Source organism: Rhodococcus aetherivorans (assembly GCF_025722975.1).
Taxonomy (GTDB): Bacteria; Actinomycetota; Actinomycetes; order Mycobacteriales; family Mycobacteriaceae; genus Rhodococcus; species Rhodococcus aetherivorans.
The window spans coordinates 91925-111302 of the sequence record NZ_CP106984.1 but is presented as its reverse complement, the minus strand read 5'-3'; the positions used below and the strand labels follow the sequence as shown (position 1 = coordinate 111302).

The window sequence follows — 19378 nt, the reverse complement described above, 5'->3', positions numbered from 1 at the left end:
GCGGGGACACCCTCTTCCTCACACCGAGCGGACGTCTCCCCACCTCTGTTCGGGACAGCAATGATACCGTTTGCACCTCGTCGTCGTGCACGGACGGTGTTGCAAAATAGGACACTCGCTGCGGCAAACGACGCCCTACCGTTCTCGAGTACGTATTCCATGAGGAGTACGCGCGTCGTTTCATGACCGTATCCCCCGAGGAGTGACCATGGCCCTGTTCGCTGTTATCTGGTCGTACACCACTGACGCATCCGTCAAAGAGGCCGCCCATGCCGACCACCTGGTCTTCGTCAAGGACGCGGCCGCCAAAGGCGTGCTACAGGAAGCGGGCGCCTGGGCCGACGGAGCCGGCGCCCTGCTCGTGTTCAAGGCGGACAGCGAAGACGACCTGCAGGCCCTGCTCGCCAAGGACCCCTATGTCACGCAGGGTGTTGTCGTCGACCAGAGCATCTACCAGTGGAAGCCCGTCATCGGACCCCTCGTGGGAATCTGACGACGAAGCGGCATGCCTAGCTTCTGTTGGTCACAGCATGCAGCATTTTTGCAGTTGACCAGACGATGGGACGCACAGTGTGTGCATTCGACGAAGGCGCGGATCGTATGTGGGGCCAGGAACTGCGTCACGTGACGTCCTGAGGCCCCCGTCGATACATGGTGGAGTGAACGCGCAGACGGAGATGCAGCCAGCCGATCGAGTGCTCGCCTGATCGGGTCCAACCAGATCCACGGGTTCGAGAGACAATCAGCGCAGGGTGCGACTGTCGATTGACACAACCGACGCGTCAACGGAAACCGGTGTGACACGGCAATCTTGGAACAGATCTCTCTATCTTTGACGTGGACGCTACGCCGGAAGTCAGCCACGGCTGTTCCCGCGCCCTCACACTCGGTTTCTATGCCACCACCGCCCTTCAGAATGTCGCGCCCAGCGATCGCCGGGTCCTCGAAACCTTCGGGATACCTGGGCGGGAGATCCGGGAGGCTCTGGCCAACGGAAACTGGACGTGTTCAGTAGATGTGCGCGGATGGTGCACGGCGAAGCCTTGGCCACCGAGCACATGGTCGAGACTCGGGTAGGAACTGTGCTCCACGCTCCGAAGCCACTGAACGAGCATCCAGAAATGATGGGGTGGCAAAGTCACGCAGTAGTGAACAGTACTGTTACATATATTGATTGAGCAGGTATCTTCCGTCGACAGTCATGCGGTCCAGAAGCAGCGAACTACCTGTTGACGGTTCGTCTCATGAGCATCCACCGAGAGCCACGTGTCGGCCGATGGTGCGTATGCGGCATGGGCGAGGCGGCGTGCCTCCGCCACTGGGCACGGGCAGATCCCACCTGCTGCCTGCGCTCGGGCTGCTGGGACCCTGCTTCGGTGATCAAAGGCGATGATCGAAGCAGGGTTCTCCGTCCTCGATAGAACACCCCCTTCGCCGGCGAGCTGTTCGCAGCATGTCGACGTAGCGACGGATCGCCGCAGTGCGCGCTGTGGTGTTCGTACTGGCCCATCCACGACCTGAATCGCTGACGCCGGTCAGAGTCGTCCTACCGATACCCATCGAGGTGTACGTTGCTGTCGTCGGCTCCGTATCGATGTGCTTACCCGAATCCGGCTTCATATCTCCAGTTAGAGAACGTATTCGCGCCGATACCAAGCAGACCGGACACAAAGTGATTCGAGCTCGCCGGCCCGTCGCCGGAGATGGCGCTGAGTCAGTAACGACAGGAGGTCGTCCACACGATCATATGACAGGGGTCGTAGTGAAGGAGCAGATGCACGATGACCTTGTCCGGTCCGCACCTCGGGGTAATGCCCTCGGTTTGTCGTTCTCAACCTGAGTCCGGTTCCGACACCGCACCTGTCCATACGGCGGCGTCCCAGCGGAGCAGGACGGACGCTGCGGACCCGCGCGCAATTGCGTCCAACATCAATCCGGGAGAAGCTGAGTCGAATTCGGATATTCGGCGAGAGTCGGAGTTCGATGCTGCAGGGTTTGTCGAGTTCGCCGAACGTCACCTCGAGTGGCCCGATCGGGTCGACAGTGCCGAAGCCGTCGCGTGGCACGAGGTGAGGTCCCGGGGTGGTCGGATATACACGTGTGTGCCTATGAACCCTGATGCCGAAGTCACCGAGCCGATCTGTATCGACCTTTTCAATGGGGACTTGTTGACATCACCGGCGCGTGAACACACTCAGGTTGCCACTTCTTCGCCGGCGATCAGGAAAACCTACGATCGCTGTGTCGCCACGATCGAGGCCGAACTTCCAGCCTATGACGTGCCCGATGCACTCGGGTTCTCCACGATACTGAACACCTATTTCGAGTATGCCTGTCAGACCGACCTGATTTCCCTCCTCGCGCGTATCCCACCTGCAGTGCGCCCGAATCCCGCGTAAGCACCGGGTCGACCTGGCCGAAATCAGCCGTCGGACCGATACATCTGTGGCAGTCCTACTCACATTGCCGGGCTGCCCTTGTAACCGACGTTCGCAGTCGCGACTACCGAAGTCGACTTGCCGTCGTGAAACTCCTCGAGCGTGGTCACATTGCACGCCATGTACAGGGTGCGGAGATCGTCACCGCCGAATGCACAGGTGACCGACCAGGCCCTATCGATCGCGACCCCGTCGGTGATCTCTCCTCCCTCGACAACTCGGTAGAAGCCACTGTCCGACTCGAGAGTCAGCGCGTTGCCGAACCACACACCGCCGTCGGCGTCGAGTGCGATGCCATCCGGATGAACGGAATCGTCGAGCTGGGCCCAGATTCGTTCGTTGGCCAGGCTTCCGTCTTCCTGGATGTCGAACGCCGTGATGCAGTGCCGCCATGTCTGGGCGGTGAGAAGAACTCTGTCCGGGGTGATCGCCATGCCGTTCGGGAACAGAACTTCACCACCGACGGGGTTGATGGAGCCGTCTGCGGACACATGGACCAAGCGTGTTGTCTTCGGGTCTTCCTCCCCGAGAGCGAAACCGAAGTTTCCGACGTACGCATCACCTTTGCCTGTGACGATCATGTCGTTGCCGATGCCACCGGCGTACTGGCTGAAGTCAGCGTGCACCGACTGTGTACCGTCGGGTTCGATCCGCACGACGGTTCGATCCATCTGTGACACGACGAGGACCGAACCGTCATCCAGGAAGCCCAGTCCCGATGGCGAGCCTTCGACCTCGGCGACGTCGATGTACGAACCGTCGGCGTTGAACGTCTTCACCGTCTTGCTGAAGAAATCACTGGCCCAGAGCTTGCCATGGTGCCAACGAAGACCTTCGAGGAACTGGTGACCGGTCGAGAAAACGGCCGAGCGGTGCTCTCTCATGATGTTCTCCATCCCGCCGCGAGGGATTCGCGGCGATGGTCATTGCTCGAGGAATGAAGGGTGCTTGTGTCCGGTGTGTCGGGTCCACTCAACGGTGGACTGCGCCTTTGGCGCGGTCCGCCGCGAGCTCCCGCAATTTGAACTTCTGGATCTTCCCGCTTGCCGTCCGCGGCAACTCGTCGACGACAATCAGGCTTTCCGGGAGCTTCTGCCGTGCGATGTTGCGTTCGATCAACCATCCGGTGAGATGCTCGAGCTCGATCTCGACTTCGGGCTCCGGTACAACGATCGCGCAGACTCGTTCTCCGAGGACGGGATCCGGCGATCCGACGACCGCGACGTCGGCAATCATCGGATGGGCGAACAGGTGGTCCTCTACCTCTTTGGCACTGAGATTCTCGCCGCCGCGGATGATGATGTCCTTCTTGCGGCCGACGATCTCGAGGTAGCCCTCGGTGTCGAGACGTCCGAGGTCACCGCTGCGGAACCAACCGTCCGCGGTGAACGCACTGTCGTTGAGTCGGTTGTCGAGATATCCGAGGAACATCTCCGGCCCGCGCAGCAGAATCTCACCGGGAACCCCTGGGGTCACGTCCTGCATGTCGTCGTCGACGATTCGGATCTCCGCAGACTTGATTGCTCGGCCATCTGTCGTTGCTCGTTTGGTCAAGGGATCGTTGCGCTTGCCGGCCGATGCCGTCGGAAACTCCGTCGATCCGTAGACACGCGCAACCAGAGCATCAAGGGTGTCGGTGGCCTCGATGACCAGGTCAGGGGGAACATCGGCGCCACCACAAAGGAAGTTCCTCATCGAGGAGAGGTCATGTGACGAGCCGGACGGGTCGTGGACGATCCCGTGCAGGAACGGAGTCGCAGCGACCGTCGTGGTGCAGCGGTGCTCGTCGATCAGACGCATGCCCGCCTGCGGACTCCAGACATCGAGCAGCGCCACGCCGCTGCGCAGCATCGGTGGTAGCTGGATCCCGTACAGGATTCCGGTGATGTGTCCGACCGGCGACGGCATGAAGATTACATCGGATTCGCTCAGTTCGAGAAGGTCGGCGATGCTGCGGTTCTCGTAGTTGAGAGTGTTGTGGCTGTGCATCGCGCCCTTGGGATCGGATGTGGTTCCCGAGGTGTACAGCAGTAGCACCACATCGTCCGGTGAGCGGTCGACACGGTTCGGCTTTTCCGCGCCTTCGACGAAGGCGTCGTACCGGATGCCGCCGGCTGGGCTCCCCTCACCGACTACTACGACGGTGGGTGGCTCGTCCAGTTCACGAGCGATCTCGCAGGCCATCGCCGCGTAGTCGAAGTTCCGGAAGACCGACGGGACAAAGACGATTTTCGAAGCAGACTGTCGCAGAATGAACGCGGTCTCGGTATGCCGGTAGATCGGGATGATCGGGTTGCTCACAGCACCGATACGTATGGCAGCCAGATGGACCACGCACGCTTCGATCCAGTTCGGTAACTGCCACGAGACGACATCGCCAGGCGCAATGCCATGCGCTTGCATGGCGCTTGCCAACGCGTTCACTGCTGCGTCGAACTCGGCGAAGGTCAACGATCGGGTCGGCTCGGCCAGTGCCATCCGGCCCGGTACCGCGGCGGCTGCGGTCGCCAGATAGTCGTCGATGAAGGCGCCGTCCCAATCCCCGGACGCCACGTAGTCGCGAGTGGGAGCGACATTTCCACCTCGTGGGATCATCAGACCGCCTTCGCCGTGCTTGCGTGTTCTGTGGTCTGCGCCAATGCTGCCGCACCGACCATCTCTTCCAATGTCCGGGTATCGCCGTACCAGGGCCGTAGGGCGAGCGCTCGTTTGTAGAACCAGTGCAGATCGACCTCGGCGGTGAATCCGATTCCGCCGTGCACCTGGATCGCGTCCTGGCAGACCTCGACGGCCACCTTGGAAGCGTGCGCCTTCAGCACAGCTGCGTCGACCGCTGTCGGCGCCCCGCTGTTCACCGTGTCCGCGAGTACGGAATCACAGAGATTCCGAACCGAGGCGGCATGTACATGCATATCGGCGATGATGTGCTTGATCGCCTGGTAAGACCCGATCGGCCGACCGAATTGCTCACGCTCCTTCGCGTAATCGATCGTGGTGCGTACGCAATGGGCGGCGATTCCACTCAACTCACATGCGACGAGCGTTCTGACCCACGAACGGATCTCGTCGATCAGCCTCGGCGCTGCAGACGCATCAGCGAGCGGCGTGCCTGCGACGCCGTCCAGACCAACCGAGGCGAAAGACGAGAGCGGATCTGCGTTGGCATCGGTCTGGATCATCTCAAGGCCTCCCACATGGGGATCGACGAGCCATAACTGCTGATCATCCGAAACGACGACCAGCTGCGTAGCATCACCACCGAACCGAACGAGGTGACAGCGTCCGAAGAGTCTGCCGTTGCGGACGGTGATCGATCCGCCGTCCCAGTCTCCGGCGGCGTGCGGATCGACGAGGGCCAACTGTCCGTCACCGCTCATCGCTGCCTTGAACACTGCGCGGGCGGTCTCCGGTGCATCAGCGGCCAGAACAGCAGGAAGTAGCGAGTTCTCCAGCAACGGCCCCGGTACCAGGTACCTGCCGTACAGGGTGAACAACGGTCCGAGCGACGCCATTGGAAGCCCCAGCCCGCCGAACACCTCGGGTACAGAGGTAGCGAACACTCCCATCTCGCCGAGAACACCACCGAGCTCGGTGACCCTCCTCTCCGAGAGCACTGCGCGTCGGGTGGCGGAATCGTAACTGCGAGCGAGGAAGTCTTCCAGGCTGTTGGCCAGTTCTGCAGTAGTGGTGTCGTCATCCACGAGGGAGTCCTAGCAGTCGTTCCGAGATGATATTTCGCTGAATCTGAGAGGTGCCGCCATAGATGGAGGTCGCCCGCGAATAGAGGTGGTCATGTGCCCACCGATCTGATGCCAGCCCCAACGGCCGACTTTCCTCGACGGCCCGGTATGGACCGAGAAGCTCGGCGATCTCCCCGAAAATTATCTGCTCGACCTCGTTGAGCAGAAGCTTGTCGACGGAATCCTCCGGAGTCGGGACCTCTCCCGCAGCGAGTCGCGCGACCGTTTTCTGCGTTTGCGCGCCCAGGACTTTCAATGCAACGTGTGCCTTGCCGATCGCTATGCGTACACGGCGTCCGAGCCCGGTTTCCGGCGCGGGAAGCCCATGATCTCGAAGCGCAGCGACGGCGTCTTCGAACGCGACCTCGTAATCGACTCGCCGGCGCAACGTGTAGGCGGCGCGCTCGATGCCGAGAGTGTGCGTCGCAACAGCCCAACCGCCGTTGAGCTCTCCGACAAGATTCCGCCGCGGAACGCGCACTTCGTCGAAGAAGACCTCACAGAATTCGCGGTCGCCCGTCATCTGCTCCAGTGGCTTCGGCGTGATTCCCGGCGTGGACATATCTACGAGCAGGTAGCTGATTCCGGCGTGCTTGTGTGCAGCAGGGTCGGTACGAACGAGCAGCGCACACCATTGCGCCTTGTGCGCCCAGCTGGTCCATACCTTCTGGCCGGAGATGACGAACTCGTCACCGTCGAGCACGGCCCGGGTGCGCAACGAGGCAAGGTCCGACCCGGCCCCGGGTTCGGAGAAGCCCTGGCACCAGATGTGCTCACCGGAGAGCAGCTTCGGTAGGAGTTCTTCTCTCTGCCACTGCTGGCCGAACTCGTCGATCGACGGTCCGACGACGTCGAGGCCGATCAGACCGATAGGCATCGGCGCCCGGGCATAGGCCAATTCTTCAGCGAACGCCAGTTGGTGCAGATGGGACAGCCCTTGGCCACCGGCCTCCTTGCTCCAGCTGATGCCCAGCCCTCCGGCTTCGAACAGCACTCGCTGCCAGTCGCGCAGAACATCGAATCGCTCGTCGAGATCGAGGGGAACGGTGGGAATGTCCGCGTCGGCCAACCACGCGCGGACCCCGGACCGATACTCGGCCAGATCCGTCGTCATCCAGGTCACCTGCCCGTGTAGTGGGGAGTACGACGTTCGAGGAAGGCGTTGACTGCTTCCTTGGAGTCCTCGTAACCGGACAGTTCACCGGTGAGCGACTGCTCGTACTCGTAGCCGGACTTGAGGTCCATGTACTCGATGGTGTTCATACTCAGCTTCGCGAAGCGCAGTGCGGCCGGGCTGTGCCGGGCAAGTGAATCGGCGAGAGCCTGGGCACGAGTCATCAGCTGGTCGTTCGGAACGACCTCGACGATCCCACCGAACTTGTAAATGTCTGCGGCCGGCACCATGTCACCGCTCAGATGCATCAAGCGGACCATGCCTTGTGGGACGAGACGCGAGAGATGCTTGGCGCCACCCATAACCCCCACGTTCACTTCCGGCAATGAAAATCGCGCGTTCTCCGCAGCCACGACCAGGTCACACGAGGCTGCAATACACAGGCCCGTACCGACAGCCGCACCCTGCACCGCTGCCACCGTCGGCTTCGCACTGTCCCGGATCGAGAAGAACGCCTCGCGCACCTGCTTCATGCGTGCGGGCGAGTTCTCCGGCGACAGGGTCTTGAATTCTTCCAGGTCGTTGCCACCGCAGAAATGCTTGCCGCGGCCTGCGACGACGACGACACGCGCGTCGGGAAGGTACTTGTCGACATTGTCGAAGAACTGCTTCAGTTCGACGTACATGTCCTGGCTGACTGCGTTGGCCGGCGGGCGGTTGAGCCAGACCGTCGCAGTCGCTCCCGACTCCTCGAACTCGATAAACTCGAACGTTTCCATGCTGGTCCATCCTGTTCTGAACACCGTGAGCAAGCCTGCAGCGTCCGACATTAAGTCTATGAATGCTAATCTCTAGCCGGATGCTTGCCTCGTGAGATGAGAGCACATTAGGGACCTTATCCGTATTTTGTCAACGGCTACTAATTTCTCACCCCGCGCGGAGCACAGATGCAGTCTGCGTAGCCGCGCATCTCGCTCCGGATCGGAATGCCCGCTCGTGCACCACCTTTCGTCCACAAGTCGCAATACGCACTACGGAGCCGCAGTGCGGCACAGTAGGCAGCGCGGCAATACATGCAGCCACCGGTCGGGTCGGCCGCTCCTTGCTCGACCGACCCGCTTCACCACCACAACTTCCCCACACAGCGTCATCCACGTCACAGCATGATGTCAAGGGGTACTAACTTCAGGCCCCTCTCCCAGTACCACGCAATGGATCCACATACGTCGACGCAGACATCCCGAGCGGCCGGCAAAGCCTCAGCGGCGCCCAACAATCGTCGAGGACTTCTCCCCTAGCAGCGATGATTCGCGAAGAAACTCCCCCCACCGGTGACAACAAGTCATCAAATGCTAAGAAGATCTCCTAAACCGACTCGAACCCCACTCCTCGATCCCGAGAAGTAGACTGCTCACCGCTCACGCAACGGCACACGTTCAGCATCGAGGAGAGGCGTGTCCGGAGATCGACGCTGGCGGTCTTTACGCGGCAGCCTGGACGATCCGGTTCTCCGCACGCCCACGAGACCGTCGTCCTCGACCCGTCGAGATTTCGGGCGCCTCGTCGTGAACCAAGAATCACTTGTCGGACGCTGCGAACCGATCAGCTTCCATGCGCTCCGAACGATATTGGGAGGCTATGTAAGGTCTCGATGAGGCCGGTCGGTGGGAGACCAACCCTTGACGCATCCGCGATACGCGGCGGGTGCGAAGAAGTTCGGGGCCGGTCGACGCATTCCACCCGGCACCATTACGGGTCGACTCGGCACACCGTATGCGGGTCTCGGGCCATCCCGGTGGACACCGGTCGCCACCTCGAGATCCCCGAGCCGCCTATGAGCTCAATTAAGTTAGCGATGGTTACCATTAGCGAAACGCTGCACCGTCCATACTTCGAGTCCGAGGCCGGCGGCTCCCCGACCACCGTGACCAACGACCGTGCAGAACACCTACATTCACTACAGTCGCATGGACGCGTCGGGAAGGCGCGGGTACCAGATCATCGCGAACACGAATTAGTGATTCTTGACATATTTTGACGACGGGGGCACCATCGTCCCATTCGGAGAGTGCGCGTTAGCGCTCGATGACATTCGTGAACTCGGGACATCGAAGGGTGCCCGCTGCGGCGTCCGACATCGACTTTGTCCAGAGCTGCGATCGATCAGATGAATCGAACAGCCCGAGGCTTCAGATCCAAGGTGCGAAAGGAATACACAATGGTCTCCCTACTCGAGGACACTCGTCCCGTAACCGAGGAGCTCGACGTGCTGGTAGTCGGCGGCGGGTTCGCCGGCGTCTACGCGCTCGAACGCCTGCGCGCGTTGGGGTTCACGGTGAAGCTGTACGAAGCAGGCTCCGAGGCCGGCGGTGTCTGGCACTGGAATCAGTACCCCGGCGCCCGGGTCGATACCGAGGCCACGGCGTACCAGTTTTCCGACGAGCGCATCTGGAAGGAGTGGGACTGGTCGGAGATGTTCCCCGGTCAGGAGGAACTGCAGGAGTACTTCCGCTTCGTGGTCGACAAGCTCGAACTCGGTCCGGAGATCCACTACAGCACTCGCGTGCTCGCAGCCCGATTCGACACCAGTCGCGATCAGTGGGTTGTCGAGTCCCGCAACGAGAATACCGGTGAGACCTTTCTGACCCGGGCACGGTTCTTCCTTCCGATGCTCGGTACGGGTTCCAAGAAGCTCATCCCGAACATCGCGGGGCGCGACACCTTCGAGGGCGACATCTTCCACACCGCCGAGTGGCCCACGGGCTACGATATGCGCGGCAAGCGCGTCGCGGTGATCGGCACCGGCGCCAGCGGTGTACAGGTCATCCAATCGATCGCCCCTCAGGTGGAGTCGATGACGGTCTTCCAACGCACGCCGTCGATGACGCTACCGATGTATTCGGCCAAGCTCGATCATGCCGCGAACGAGGAGCTACGCAAGAGCTACCCGAAGTTCTTCGAGTTCCGCAACCAGACGTTCGGTGGTCTCGCCTACGACCTGGTCTACAAACCGACAGCCGAGATGACCGACGAGGAGTTCACCGAAGGACTCGAGAAGCTGTACGCCGAAGGAGGCCTACAGATCTGGCTGGGCGGTTACGCCGATCTGTTCTTCGACGTCGAGGTCAGTAACCGAATCTACCGTTTCTGGCGCGACAAGACCCGCGGCCGGATCAAGGATCCCGTCCTCGCCGAGAAGTTGGTTCCGACCGAGCCTCCGTATCCCTTCGGCTCCAAGCGATGCCCGCTGGAATACACCTACTACGAAGCCTTCAACCAAGACAACGTCGAACTCGTGGACGTCAACGACAACCGCATCGATCACATCTACGAGAACGGCATCGTCACCGCTGATGGTGTCGAGCGCGAATTCGACGTCATCGTCCTGGCGACCGGATTCGACTCGTTCACCGGTGGCCTCTGCGACATCGACATCGTAGGCACGAACGGTGAGACCTTCGGCGAGACCTACGCGAACGGTGTTCACACCCTCCTCGGTCGTGCCACCTCGGGTTTTCCGAACATCCTCTTCGTCTACGGACCGCAGAGCCCGTCGGCCTTCTGCAACGGACCGACCTGTGCAGAGCTCGAAGGAGACTGGGTGATCGACTGCCTGGTCAGTATGCGTGAGCGGGGCCTGACCCGGATCGAAGCGACGCCGGAGGGCGAGAAGGAGTGGCAGCAGCACTTCGAGGAAGTCACCGCCGCCACGATCTTCCCGCTCGCGGACTCCTGGTACATGAATGCCAATGTGCCCGGGAAGAAGCGTGAACTGCTGGCCTACCCCGGTGGTCTGGCCCAGTACCTGAAGAAGAACCAGGAGTCGGCAGAAAACGATTACGCCGGCTTCGTCCGCACCTGAACACAGTGATGTGACGGCACGGGTGCTAGGGTCGGACAACCCCAGCACCCGTGCCGTCACTGTTGAAGTAGATGGATGCGCCGCTCCACTGTGTGAGCTCGACGTTCGAGCCCGAGGTCACCGAATACTCGCTCACGGCGATGAACACTGCGCTCGAGCAGTTTTCGGAACCTCGGCAGGTCCTTCGATCCGAACGACACGGTCGGGACCTGGCCGGCATCCGCCCGACGTCGACTACGCCCTCAGGTCCGAACGCACCAATATGGACGACGTCGACGCCGATCTGTCACGTACGGCCCACCAGGCGGTCGTCTCCAACTCCGGTGCTCCGACCGGTCGAGAGCGGGAGAAGGGTCCGGTTCGAAAACCGACCTACAGATCGGAAGGCAGAGGCGTGCCTGACCCACGCGTCCCAGCACGCCGGTCGACATCAGTCTGCAAACAGGGCATGCACTACCCGATCGAGCTCGGATTCGAAGTCCGGGGAGCGGAGGAAATGGGGAATCCGAACCAAGTCGTGCACCACGGTGACCGCGATGCTCACGAGCGACTGCGCGGCCGCCGGGTCGACATCCGGCCGGACCGAGGAGTACCACCGGCGCAGCTCGGAGACAAAATCGTCATTGATCCGCTCGAAGCGCTCACGATCCTCGTCTGGAAGGTAATGCCCTTCGGTCAGTGCCACGGCGAGGAGATCCACGGCCTCGATTCCGAGACGCACGTACCCGGAAATCAACGCGGACAACACTTCGGCCGGATCAATGGAGGTGCGCAGCGCTCGAACGACCTCCAATGCTCGCCACTCGGCGAATCGCTCCATCAATGCGACGAGGATGCTCGACTTGGTCTTGAAATACCGGTAGATCGCCGGACCGGCGAACCCGACATCCGCTCCGATATCGTCGATGCTGACGCCGGCATATCCACTGCGACGAAAGGCTGCCGCCGCGGCCGCAAGCAACTGCTCGCGCCGCGCCATCGGCACGTTCTCGACAGTCGGCGTCTGCCGGCGACGCACAGGCTCGACTGTCGGCGCAGCGATGATCCGTTCGCATGCCGTTGCCATCACGGTAGCGAGACGAGACCGCGAAAGCGCGCTGTCGTAGAACGCCGGGCTGGTCAAGACGCTGACAACCGCCCAACTGCGAACATCGGTTGCGAACGCGCCGAGGCCGGGGTGGCACGGACGGATCAGTCGACCGGCAACGTTGTCCGAGATCCACACTGCCCTGCTTCGTACGGTTCGGAAATCATCCTCGTCGAGATGGCGTGCTTCACGCTGCCACAGCACCGACAGCCGGCGACTTTCGATACCGACACGCGCCAGGTAGTCGAGATGCCGGGCCAGCTCCTCATCCGACTCGACCTCTGAGATCGAATCCAGAGCGTCGATCCAACGCTGTTGATCCTCATCGATGATGCGGGCGAGGAGTTCCTGCTTGTTCTTGTAGTGCCGATACACCGCACGCGCGGTGACTCCACTCGCCTCGGCGATATGGTCTACGCGAACGGCGTGAAAGCCCCTGAGTGCGAACAGCTCACGTGCATTGTTCGCAATCTGCACATTGCGGTCCTTCGGCCGACGTGACGTCGGTGCAACTCGGGCTTCAGCCCCCATGGGTCTCTCCGTTCATGACGGGCTCAGCTCCGGACCTCGCCTCCGGTAGACACGTCGCGTCGCTGTTGAGCATGTCGGTCCAACTACGCCCCAGCCAGGGCGCTCCCCCGTCGGGTCGTGCGAGACTGCTACGTCGCTCCGGTTGAACGAGCACAGACCTCCTCCAATCTTCCGGAGACACTTCGCAGCCACACACCGACCACGACAAGTTGTTACCTCAGGTTACCTAATTTGCGCCTGCGACCCGACATGAACCACCCGCAAGCACATATCATGCAGGTTGTTTATCTCAGATGAGAGGTCAAACCACCATCTGGTGACGACCACTGACAGTTATGGACCATTGACTTACTATCCTATCGGTCGATAGGATCGTCCGAATGGACGTCCGAAGACCGAAGGCTGAAAAGTGAAGAGCTGCTCGGCATTCCCACACCGTCATGGTCTGTCCGTTCCCGAGACAGACAAGATGCCGGAGGCGTCCTTCCACCGCCACAGCCATCCGAGCGGCACGCGAATCAGCGTGAATCACCGCCCTGACCCGGCGCCCTCAGATCCGGATTCTCGCTGACGATGTCGAGAAGAACCTCGATGACGGCCTGCACCCGTGCCAGGCGAGCCAGTTCTCGCGGAACAACCAACCAATAGGTTCTCTCGGCCACGAACTTGTCCGGGAGTACGGGCACGAGATCGGGATCGGCATTACCGATGTAGGTCGGGAGCGGCGCGATACCCACCCCGTACCTGACAGCCTGATAGTGGCCGGTGATGTTGTTCGTCTGGACATGCGCGCGATCTTTGGGCAGGAGACGCTCGAGTCGACGTAGCGGCTCGACGTCCAAGATGGCGTTCACGTACCACACCAACGTGTGGTACTCGAGGTCGTCGAGGGCCTCGATGGCACTGTGCGTGTCGAGGTAGCGACGTGATGCATAAAGACGCAGGTCGTAGTTGGCCAGCTTGCTGACGGACACCGATCGTGGTGACGGCCGTTCGAGAGTGACTGCGAGGTCGAAGTCGCGACCGGTCACCAGATCGTGTGTGGTCGACGTACGCAGCTCGGTGAACAGGTCAGGGTGTCTGTCGCGCACCATGCCCAGTCCCGGAACCAACACATAGGCGCCGAAGCCGTCCGGGGTGAGAATCCGGACAGTGCCGTGAAGACTGCCGGATCCAGCGGACGATGTCGCGTCGAGTGCAGCCAACAGAGTCGATTCGACCGCTTCTGCGTACGGCACCAGACGCCGGCCGGCCTCGGTCAGTTGCCATCCCGACGATCCCCGGTCGAACAGTCGCGCTCCCATGTCTTTTTCGAGTCGGGTGATCCTGCGCGACACCGTGGTCTGATCGACGTCCAGACGTTTGGCCGCGTCCGCGATCCGCCCGGTCCGTGACAACTCCAGCAGAAAACGCATGTTATCGGCGGTGAACATCCCACTCCCTCGCTGCTGCAAAATTGCAGTTCTCACTGCGAAGATACTCGTTGACCGCGGCACATATGCACCGACAGACTCGAGAAAACCACAGAGTCACAGGAGCACATAACCATGACCGTCATCCCACACTGGTTGGACAACAAGCCCTTCACCGGCACCAACGGCACATCGGCCCCGGTCACCAACCCCGCCACCGGCGCAGTGACTGCAGAAGTTGCACTTGCGAGCACAGACGACGCCCGCACGGTGATCGAGGCAGCCGCGGCGGCGTTCCCCGCATGGCGAGATACCTCGATCGCCAAGCGCACACAGATTCTGTTCGCATTCCGTGAACTGCTCAACGCCCGCAAGCAGGAATTGGCTGCGATCATCACCTCCGAGCACGGCAAGGTGCTCTCCGACGCGCTCGGTGAGGTCTCCCGCGGCCAGGAGGTCGTCGAATTTGCCTGCGGCATCGCCCACCTTCTCAAGGGTGGGATGACCGAGAACGCGTCGACCAAGGTCGACATGGCGTCGATCCGCCAGCCCATCGGGCCGGTCGGCATCATCTCCCCGTTCAACTTTCCCGCCATGGTTCCGATGTGGTTCTTCCCCATCGCGATTGCCGCCGGGAACACCGTGGTCCTCAAGCCGTCGGAAAAGGTTCCCACGGCAGCGCTGTGGATCGCCGAACTGTGGTCCGAGGCGGGCCTGCCTGCCGGCGTGTTCAACGTCCTGCAGGGTGACAAGACAGCCGTCGACGAACTACTCACCAATCCGGCGATCAAGGCCATCTCCTTCGTCGGGTCGACCCCCATCGCGAAGTACGTCTACGAAACCGCAACCGCCCACAGCAAGCGCGTCCAGGCACTCGGCGGCGCGAAGAACCACGCCGTTGTTCTGCCGGACGCCGACCTCGATCTGGCCGCCGACGCGATGGTGAACGCGGGCTTCGGCTCCGCCGGTGAGCGCTGCATGGCGATCTCCGCACTGGTCGCGGTCGGGGACATCGCCGATGAGCTGGTTGCAAAGATCAAGGATCGCACCCTGAGCCTGAAAACCGGCGACGGCACAAAGGACTCGGATATGGGTCCATTGGTGAGCAAAGCACATCGTGACAAAGTGTCTTCCTATATCGACGCCGGCGAAGCTGCCGGCGCCACCGTCGTAGTCGACGGCCGGGCCGTGCAGGCCGATGGCGGAAGCGACGGATTCTGGCTCGGACCGACCCTTCTGGATCACGTCACCACCGATATGAGCGTCTACACCGACGAGATCTTCGGCCCCGTCCTGTCCGTCGTACGGGTCGAGACCTATGACGAAGCCCTCGAATTGATCAACTCGAACCCCTACGGCAACGGCACCGCCATCTTCACCAACGACGGCGGCGCAGCCCGCCGCTTCCAGAACGAAGTCGAGGTCGGTATGGTCGGCGTCAACGTCCCCATCCCCGTCCCCACCGCGTACTACAGCTTCGGCGGCTGGAAGAACTCCCTCTTCGGTGACACACACGCCCACGGCACCGAAGGTGTGCACTTCTTCACCCGCGGCAAGGTCGTCACCACCCGCTGGCTCGACCCCAACCACGGCGGCATCAACCTCGGCTTCCCTCAGAACGACTAAGGACGGCACCATGAGTATCCAGATCGCCTTCCCACGGTTCCTGCGAATCGGCGGGGGCACCGTCGACGACATCGGGGACGTGATCCGTCAACTCGGATTGCGGCGCCCGGTAATGGTGACCGACAAGTTCCTCACCTCGACAGGCACGTCCGAACGGATCTTGACTCTCCTGCGCGAAGCACGCATCACACCAGCCCTGTTCGACGACACCGTTCCCGACCCCACCACCGACTCCCTCGAAACAGGGCTCGCCCTGCTCGCCGATCACAACGCCGACTCGGTGATCGGCTTCGGTGGCGGCAGCCCGATGGATACTGCGAAGGCGCTGGCCGTCCTCGGGGTCCGCGGGGGCCGGATGCGGGACTACAAGGTCCCGCACGTCTACACCGGACCAGCGCTTCCCGTCGTCGCGATCCCGACCACCGCCGGCAGCGGCTCGGAGGCTACGCAGTTCACCATCATCAGCGACAGCGTCACGGACGAGAAGATGCTCTGTCCAGGCCTGTCCTTCCTGCCCATCGCAGCAATCGTGGACTTCGAACTGACAATGTCCATGCCCCCTCGCCTGACTGCCGATACCGGAGTCGATGCACTTACCCATGCGATCGAGGCGTATGTGAGCCGAAAAGCCAACCCTGTCTCCGACGGCCTCGCACTCGCAGCCATGCGCACCATCGGCCAGAATCTGCGCGCCGCGTATGAAGACGGCGAGAACAAGCAGGCACGAGAAGCCATGATGCTCGCCGCTACCCAGGCCGGCATGGCGTTCTCGAACGCGAGCGTGGCCCTCGTTCACGGAATGAGCCGACCCATCGGCGCGCACTTCCATGTCGCGCACGGGCTGTCCAACGCCATGCTGCTCCCGGCGATCACCGCATTCTCCGTCAAAGGCGCCGAGTCACGATACGCAGACTGCGCCAGGGCCCTCGGTGTGGCCACCGAAGCCACCGGTGACGGTATCGCCGCGCAGTCCCTCGTCGACTCCCTGGCCGAACTATGTCATGACCTGGCTGTTCCCACTCCCCGCGACCACGGTATCGACCGAGCTCGCTGGAACGATCTGATCCCACTGATGGCGCAACAGGCGCTCGATTCGGGTTCGCCGGGCAACAACCCGGTTGTGCCCACTGTCGACGAAATCGCCGAACTGTACGTCGAGGTCTACGACTAGCGTGGATGCGATCCGCGCCCCGCGCTGTCCGACGAGTCAGGGTGAGAGCTCGAGCGGCAGGACCCTTTCGGTCCTGCCGCTCAGCCGCCCCCATCGCCGGGGAGCTCGCTCCGCAACGATGTCACCGTCGTCATGAACTCATGCACTCAGTCAGGACGTGAACGTCCGGATACAGCATCGAGATAGGCAGAAGCTGTACCCGTGATCCGCGTACCCTCGACGATCATCGGCCAGGTCCCGTCCATACCGGCGTCGACGGCGGCACGGCTGAGCTGACGCTCCCAGAACGCAGCGGACCCGAATTCCGAACGCCACTGCAACGCAGGCAGGGTGAGCCGGTGGAGGGTGTGCTCATGGGTGGTGCCGATTGCGCCGTGCACTTGGTGAGTGTTGCGCACCGCCACGGCCAGCGCTGGTGAGACCACACTGCGGGCCACCGCGACACGAAAGGCCGAGAAGTCGCCGGCAAGGTCGTCGGTAACAGCGTCTGCGAGAGCGGTGTCGACGGCGGCACGGGCAAGGACGGACTCGGCTGCAGTGTCGACCACGAGATTCTGCACGGACTGGAACCGCGCCAGAGGGCGCCCGAACTGAGCGCGGTCGGTGGTGTGTGCAACCGCCGAAGCCAGCATGCCCTCCATAGCGCCGACGCACTGGATCGCACGGATGAGAGCGCCGCGCAGGACGTAATCCTCGACGGCACGGGTGTCCACCGGTGTCCAGGTGACGTCACCGTCGACCCGGACCGACCCGAGGGGCACCTCGGAGATCCCCTCGACCGCCTCGACGGTCAGCCGATCGGTGGGCACGTCCGCGATCTCGTAGCCCGCATCGACCCGACGCACGCAGACAACGGACCCGGTGGCGCCAGCCCACGGCACACGTTGCGCGAGGCCGTCCGCCCTCAGGACGGCGACGGTCGCTGTGTCCGACGACGAGTCGTCGAGGCCGGCCGCGCGCCTCAAGGGACCTGCCAACAGATCGGTCTCGGCGAAGGGCACGGCCACGCCGCCAGCGGCGGTCGTGCGTAACAGAGCAGCGGCCTCGACCCAACCCGCGCCGCTGCCCCCGGTCTCCTCGGGTGCGGTCAGCCTGGCCAGTCCGACCGCACCCAAGGTGGCCCACACAGCGGCCGGATCCGGCTCGATGTCCGGCCCCGAGTGCCCAGCGACAAGATCGTCCATGAGGTCCTGGAGATCCCCGTCTACGGCAAGATCGATTGTGCTCGCGGTCGTGGTCATCAGCGCATCCCCAGCCCCCGCGCGATCACGCCGCGCAGGATTTCGTTGGTACCGCCGCGAAGTGTGAACCCCGGACGCTGGTGTAGTCCGGCCCTGCACAGAGCCTCGATTTCCGCTTGCCCGTCCATGGTCTCGTCACCCAGCCGATCAGAGACGTACTCGACGAGGTCGCCTTCCATGCTGGTACCGAGGAGTTTGACCAGGGCGGCGGCGGTGTCGGCCTTCTCGCCCCGTTGAAGGGCTCCGGCGATGTTCTGGCTCAGTGCGTGCAGTCCGACCATCCGGGCCACAGAACGTCCCAGGTCGGTGCGCTCGGGCAGCAGTCCCTTTCGGACCGCGCCGATCTCGGCAGCCAGGAGCCGGAAGGTCGAAAGGAAACGCTCGGGTCCACTGCGTTCGAAGGAAAGCTCCGAGTTGACCTGTTCCCATCCGTTGCCCAACGTGCCGAAGACCCTGGCGTCGGGAACGAATACCTCGTCCAGAACGACCTCGTTGAAGTGGTGGTCGCCGGAGAGGGAAATGATCGGCCGGATCGTCACGCCTCGGGAACGGAGGTCGACGATGAACTGGCTCAGGCCCGCGTGGCGGTGTGCCGTGTCGAGTGGTTCCGTGCGGGCCAGCACGATGAACGCCTCAGCGTGGTGGGCGCCCGAGGTCCACACTTTGGTGCCGGTGACGGTCCAACCGCCCTCCACTCGGGTGCCGCGGGTCCGGACACTGGCCAGGTCCGATCCTGAGTCGGGCTCACTCATTCCTATGCCGAAGAAGCACTCACCCGCAGCAATTCGGGGAAGGTACTTGTGCTTCTGCTCTTCGGTGCCGTATCTCAGCAGCGATGGTGCAATCTGGCGGTCTGCCACCCACTGCGCTGCAACCGGAGCGCCTACCGCGAGCAGTTCCTCGGTGACAACGAAACGCTCGAGATGGGTCCGGCCGTGCCCGCCGTACTCGGTCGGGATGGTCATTCCTACCCAACCGTGCTCGGCGAGGCGGCGGGTGAAGTCCTCGTCCCACCGGGTGAGCCAGGTGTCGATGCCCGGTGTCAGTGTCCCTGCCGCGGTCTCCTTCTCGAGAAAGGTGCGTACCTCGGCGCGTAGAGCATCCATTTCATCAGTGGTCACCGTCGTCGGCGGCGCGACGGAGGGGTTCATAGTGC

Annotated in this window: 14 protein-coding genes; 5 read left to right on the top strand and 9 right to left on the bottom strand. The window is 62.4% G+C overall.

All coding sequences use genetic code 11. The features are described 5' to 3' along the window. Positions 1 to 208: 208 nt before the first annotated feature. Positions 209 to 493 carry a YciI family protein gene (locus OCS65_RS28975; protein WP_006550551.1) on the top strand — a complete coding sequence of 95 codons (285 nt, stop codon included), beginning with the start codon at positions 209 to 211 and terminating at the stop codon, positions 491 to 493. Between the two features lie 1615 nt (positions 494 to 2108). After that, positions 2109 to 2399 carry a hypothetical protein gene (locus tag OCS65_RS28970; protein WP_263510522.1) on the top strand — a complete coding sequence of 97 codons (291 nt, stop codon included), beginning with the start codon at positions 2109 to 2111 and terminating at the stop codon, positions 2397 to 2399. 59 nt (positions 2400 to 2458) lie between these two features. Here OCS65_RS28970 and OCS65_RS28965 read toward each other — a convergent pair whose 3' ends face one another. The 5 genes from OCS65_RS28965 to OCS65_RS28945 all read right to left on the bottom strand — a co-directional run bounded on the left by OCS65_RS28965 (position 2459) and on the right by OCS65_RS28945 (position 8071). Further along, positions 2459 to 3322, bottom strand: a complete 864-nt coding sequence (locus OCS65_RS28965) for an SMP-30/gluconolactonase/LRE family protein (protein ID WP_263510521.1) — start codon at positions 3320 to 3322, stop codon at positions 2459 to 2461. 88 nt (positions 3323 to 3410) lie between these two features. Continuing rightward, the gene (locus OCS65_RS28960) at positions 3411 to 4991 is read right to left on the bottom strand and encodes an AMP-binding protein (protein WP_263510520.1); all 1581 of its coding nucleotides are present in this window, start codon (positions 4989 to 4991) and stop codon (positions 3411 to 3413) included. A 41-nt stretch (positions 4992 to 5032) separates the two neighbouring features. Continuing rightward, on the bottom strand, positions 5033 to 6139 hold the full coding sequence (locus OCS65_RS28955) for an acyl-CoA dehydrogenase family protein (RefSeq protein WP_263510519.1): 1107 nt from the start codon (positions 6137 to 6139) through the stop codon (positions 5033 to 5035). Next, positions 6132 to 7292, bottom strand: coding sequence for an acyl-CoA dehydrogenase family protein (locus tag OCS65_RS28950; protein ID WP_139000162.1), 1161 nt, complete (start codon positions 7290 to 7292; stop codon positions 6132 to 6134). The genes OCS65_RS28955 and OCS65_RS28950 overlap by 8 nt, the downstream gene beginning before the upstream one ends. A gap of 5 nt (positions 7293 to 7297) precedes the next feature. Continuing rightward, positions 7298 to 8071: an enoyl-CoA hydratase-related protein gene (locus OCS65_RS28945; RefSeq protein ID WP_263510518.1), complete on the bottom strand. Its 774-nt coding sequence runs from the start codon at positions 8069 to 8071 to the stop codon at positions 7298 to 7300. 1439 nt (positions 8072 to 9510) lie between these two features. Between OCS65_RS28945 and OCS65_RS28940 the strand changes: the two genes are divergently transcribed. Next, entirely contained in the window at positions 9511 to 11154 is a 1644-nt protein-coding gene (locus OCS65_RS28940; protein WP_039585267.1) for a flavin-containing monooxygenase, read from the top strand. A 430-nt stretch (positions 11155 to 11584) separates the two neighbouring features. Here OCS65_RS28940 and OCS65_RS28935 read toward each other — a convergent pair whose 3' ends face one another. Next, complete coding sequence (locus tag OCS65_RS28935) at positions 11585 to 12718, bottom strand: TetR/AcrR family transcriptional regulator (RefSeq protein WP_072740604.1); 1134 nt, start codon at positions 12716 to 12718, stop codon at positions 11585 to 11587. Positions 12719 to 13290: 572 nt separating this feature from the next. After that, on the bottom strand, positions 13291 to 14205 hold the full coding sequence (locus tag OCS65_RS28930) for a LysR family transcriptional regulator (protein WP_064061486.1): 915 nt from the start codon (positions 14203 to 14205) through the stop codon (positions 13291 to 13293). Between the two features lie 114 nt (positions 14206 to 14319). Here OCS65_RS28930 and OCS65_RS28925 point away from each other — a divergent pair, with 114 nt between their 5' ends. Both OCS65_RS28925 and OCS65_RS28920 read left to right on the top strand, forming a co-directional pair. After that, positions 14320 to 15810 (top strand): CoA-acylating methylmalonate-semialdehyde dehydrogenase, encoded by a 1491-nt coding sequence (locus OCS65_RS28925; RefSeq protein ID WP_088899476.1) that lies wholly within the window; start codon positions 14320 to 14322, stop codon positions 15808 to 15810. A 10-nt stretch (positions 15811 to 15820) separates the two neighbouring features. Beyond that, positions 15821 to 16981, top strand: a complete 1161-nt coding sequence (locus tag OCS65_RS28920) for an iron-containing alcohol dehydrogenase (protein WP_231414601.1) — start codon at positions 15821 to 15823, stop codon at positions 16979 to 16981. Positions 16982 to 17127: 146 nt separating this feature from the next. Here the strand turns inward: OCS65_RS28920 and OCS65_RS28915 are convergent, their stop codons facing one another. Both OCS65_RS28915 and OCS65_RS28910 read right to left on the bottom strand, forming a co-directional pair. Next, a complete protein-coding gene (locus tag OCS65_RS28915; protein ID WP_064061483.1) occupies positions 17128 to 18222 on the bottom strand; it encodes an acyl-CoA dehydrogenase family protein in 1095 nt (364 codons plus the stop codon). Continuing rightward, positions 18222 to 19373 (bottom strand): acyl-CoA dehydrogenase family protein, encoded by a 1152-nt coding sequence (locus OCS65_RS28910; RefSeq protein WP_064061482.1) that lies wholly within the window; start codon positions 19371 to 19373, stop codon positions 18222 to 18224. The genes OCS65_RS28915 and OCS65_RS28910 overlap by 1 nt, the downstream gene beginning before the upstream one ends. Positions 19374 to 19378: the final 5 nt, after the last annotated feature.

Bases quoted from the DNA above. Each gene is read 5' to 3' on its own strand.
- OCS65_RS28975 (WP_006550551.1), top strand. From the start codon at position 209: ATGGCCCTGTTCGCTGTTATCTGGTCGTACACCACTGACGCATCCGTC.
- OCS65_RS28970 (WP_263510522.1), top strand. From the start codon at position 2,109: ATGAACCCTGATGCCGAAGTCACCGAGCCGATCTGTATCGACCTTTTC.
- OCS65_RS28965 (WP_263510521.1), bottom strand. From the start codon at position 3,322: ATGAGAGAGCACCGCTCGGCCGTTTTCTCGACCGGTCACCAGTTCCTC.
- OCS65_RS28950 (WP_139000162.1), bottom strand. From the start codon at position 7,292: ATGACGACGGATCTGGCCGAGTATCGGTCCGGGGTCCGCGCGTGGTTG.
- OCS65_RS28945 (WP_263510518.1), bottom strand. From the start codon at position 8,071: ATGGAAACGTTCGAGTTTATCGAGTTCGAGGAGTCGGGAGCGACTGCG.
- OCS65_RS28940 (WP_039585267.1), top strand. From the start codon at position 9,511: ATGGTCTCCCTACTCGAGGACACTCGTCCCGTAACCGAGGAGCTCGAC.
- OCS65_RS28930 (WP_064061486.1), bottom strand. From the start codon at position 14,205: ATGTTCACCGCCGATAACATGCGTTTTCTGCTGGAGTTGTCACGGACC.
- OCS65_RS28925 (WP_088899476.1), top strand. From the start codon at position 14,320: ATGACCGTCATCCCACACTGGTTGGACAACAAGCCCTTCACCGGCACC.
- OCS65_RS28920 (WP_231414601.1), top strand. From the start codon at position 15,821: ATGAGTATCCAGATCGCCTTCCCACGGTTCCTGCGAATCGGCGGGGGC.
- OCS65_RS28915 (WP_064061483.1), bottom strand. From the start codon at position 18,222: ATGACCACGACCGCGAGCACAATCGATCTTGCCGTAGACGGGGATCTC.
- OCS65_RS28910 (WP_064061482.1), bottom strand. From the start codon at position 19,373: ATGAACCCCTCCGTCGCGCCGCCGACGACGGTGACCACTGATGAAATG.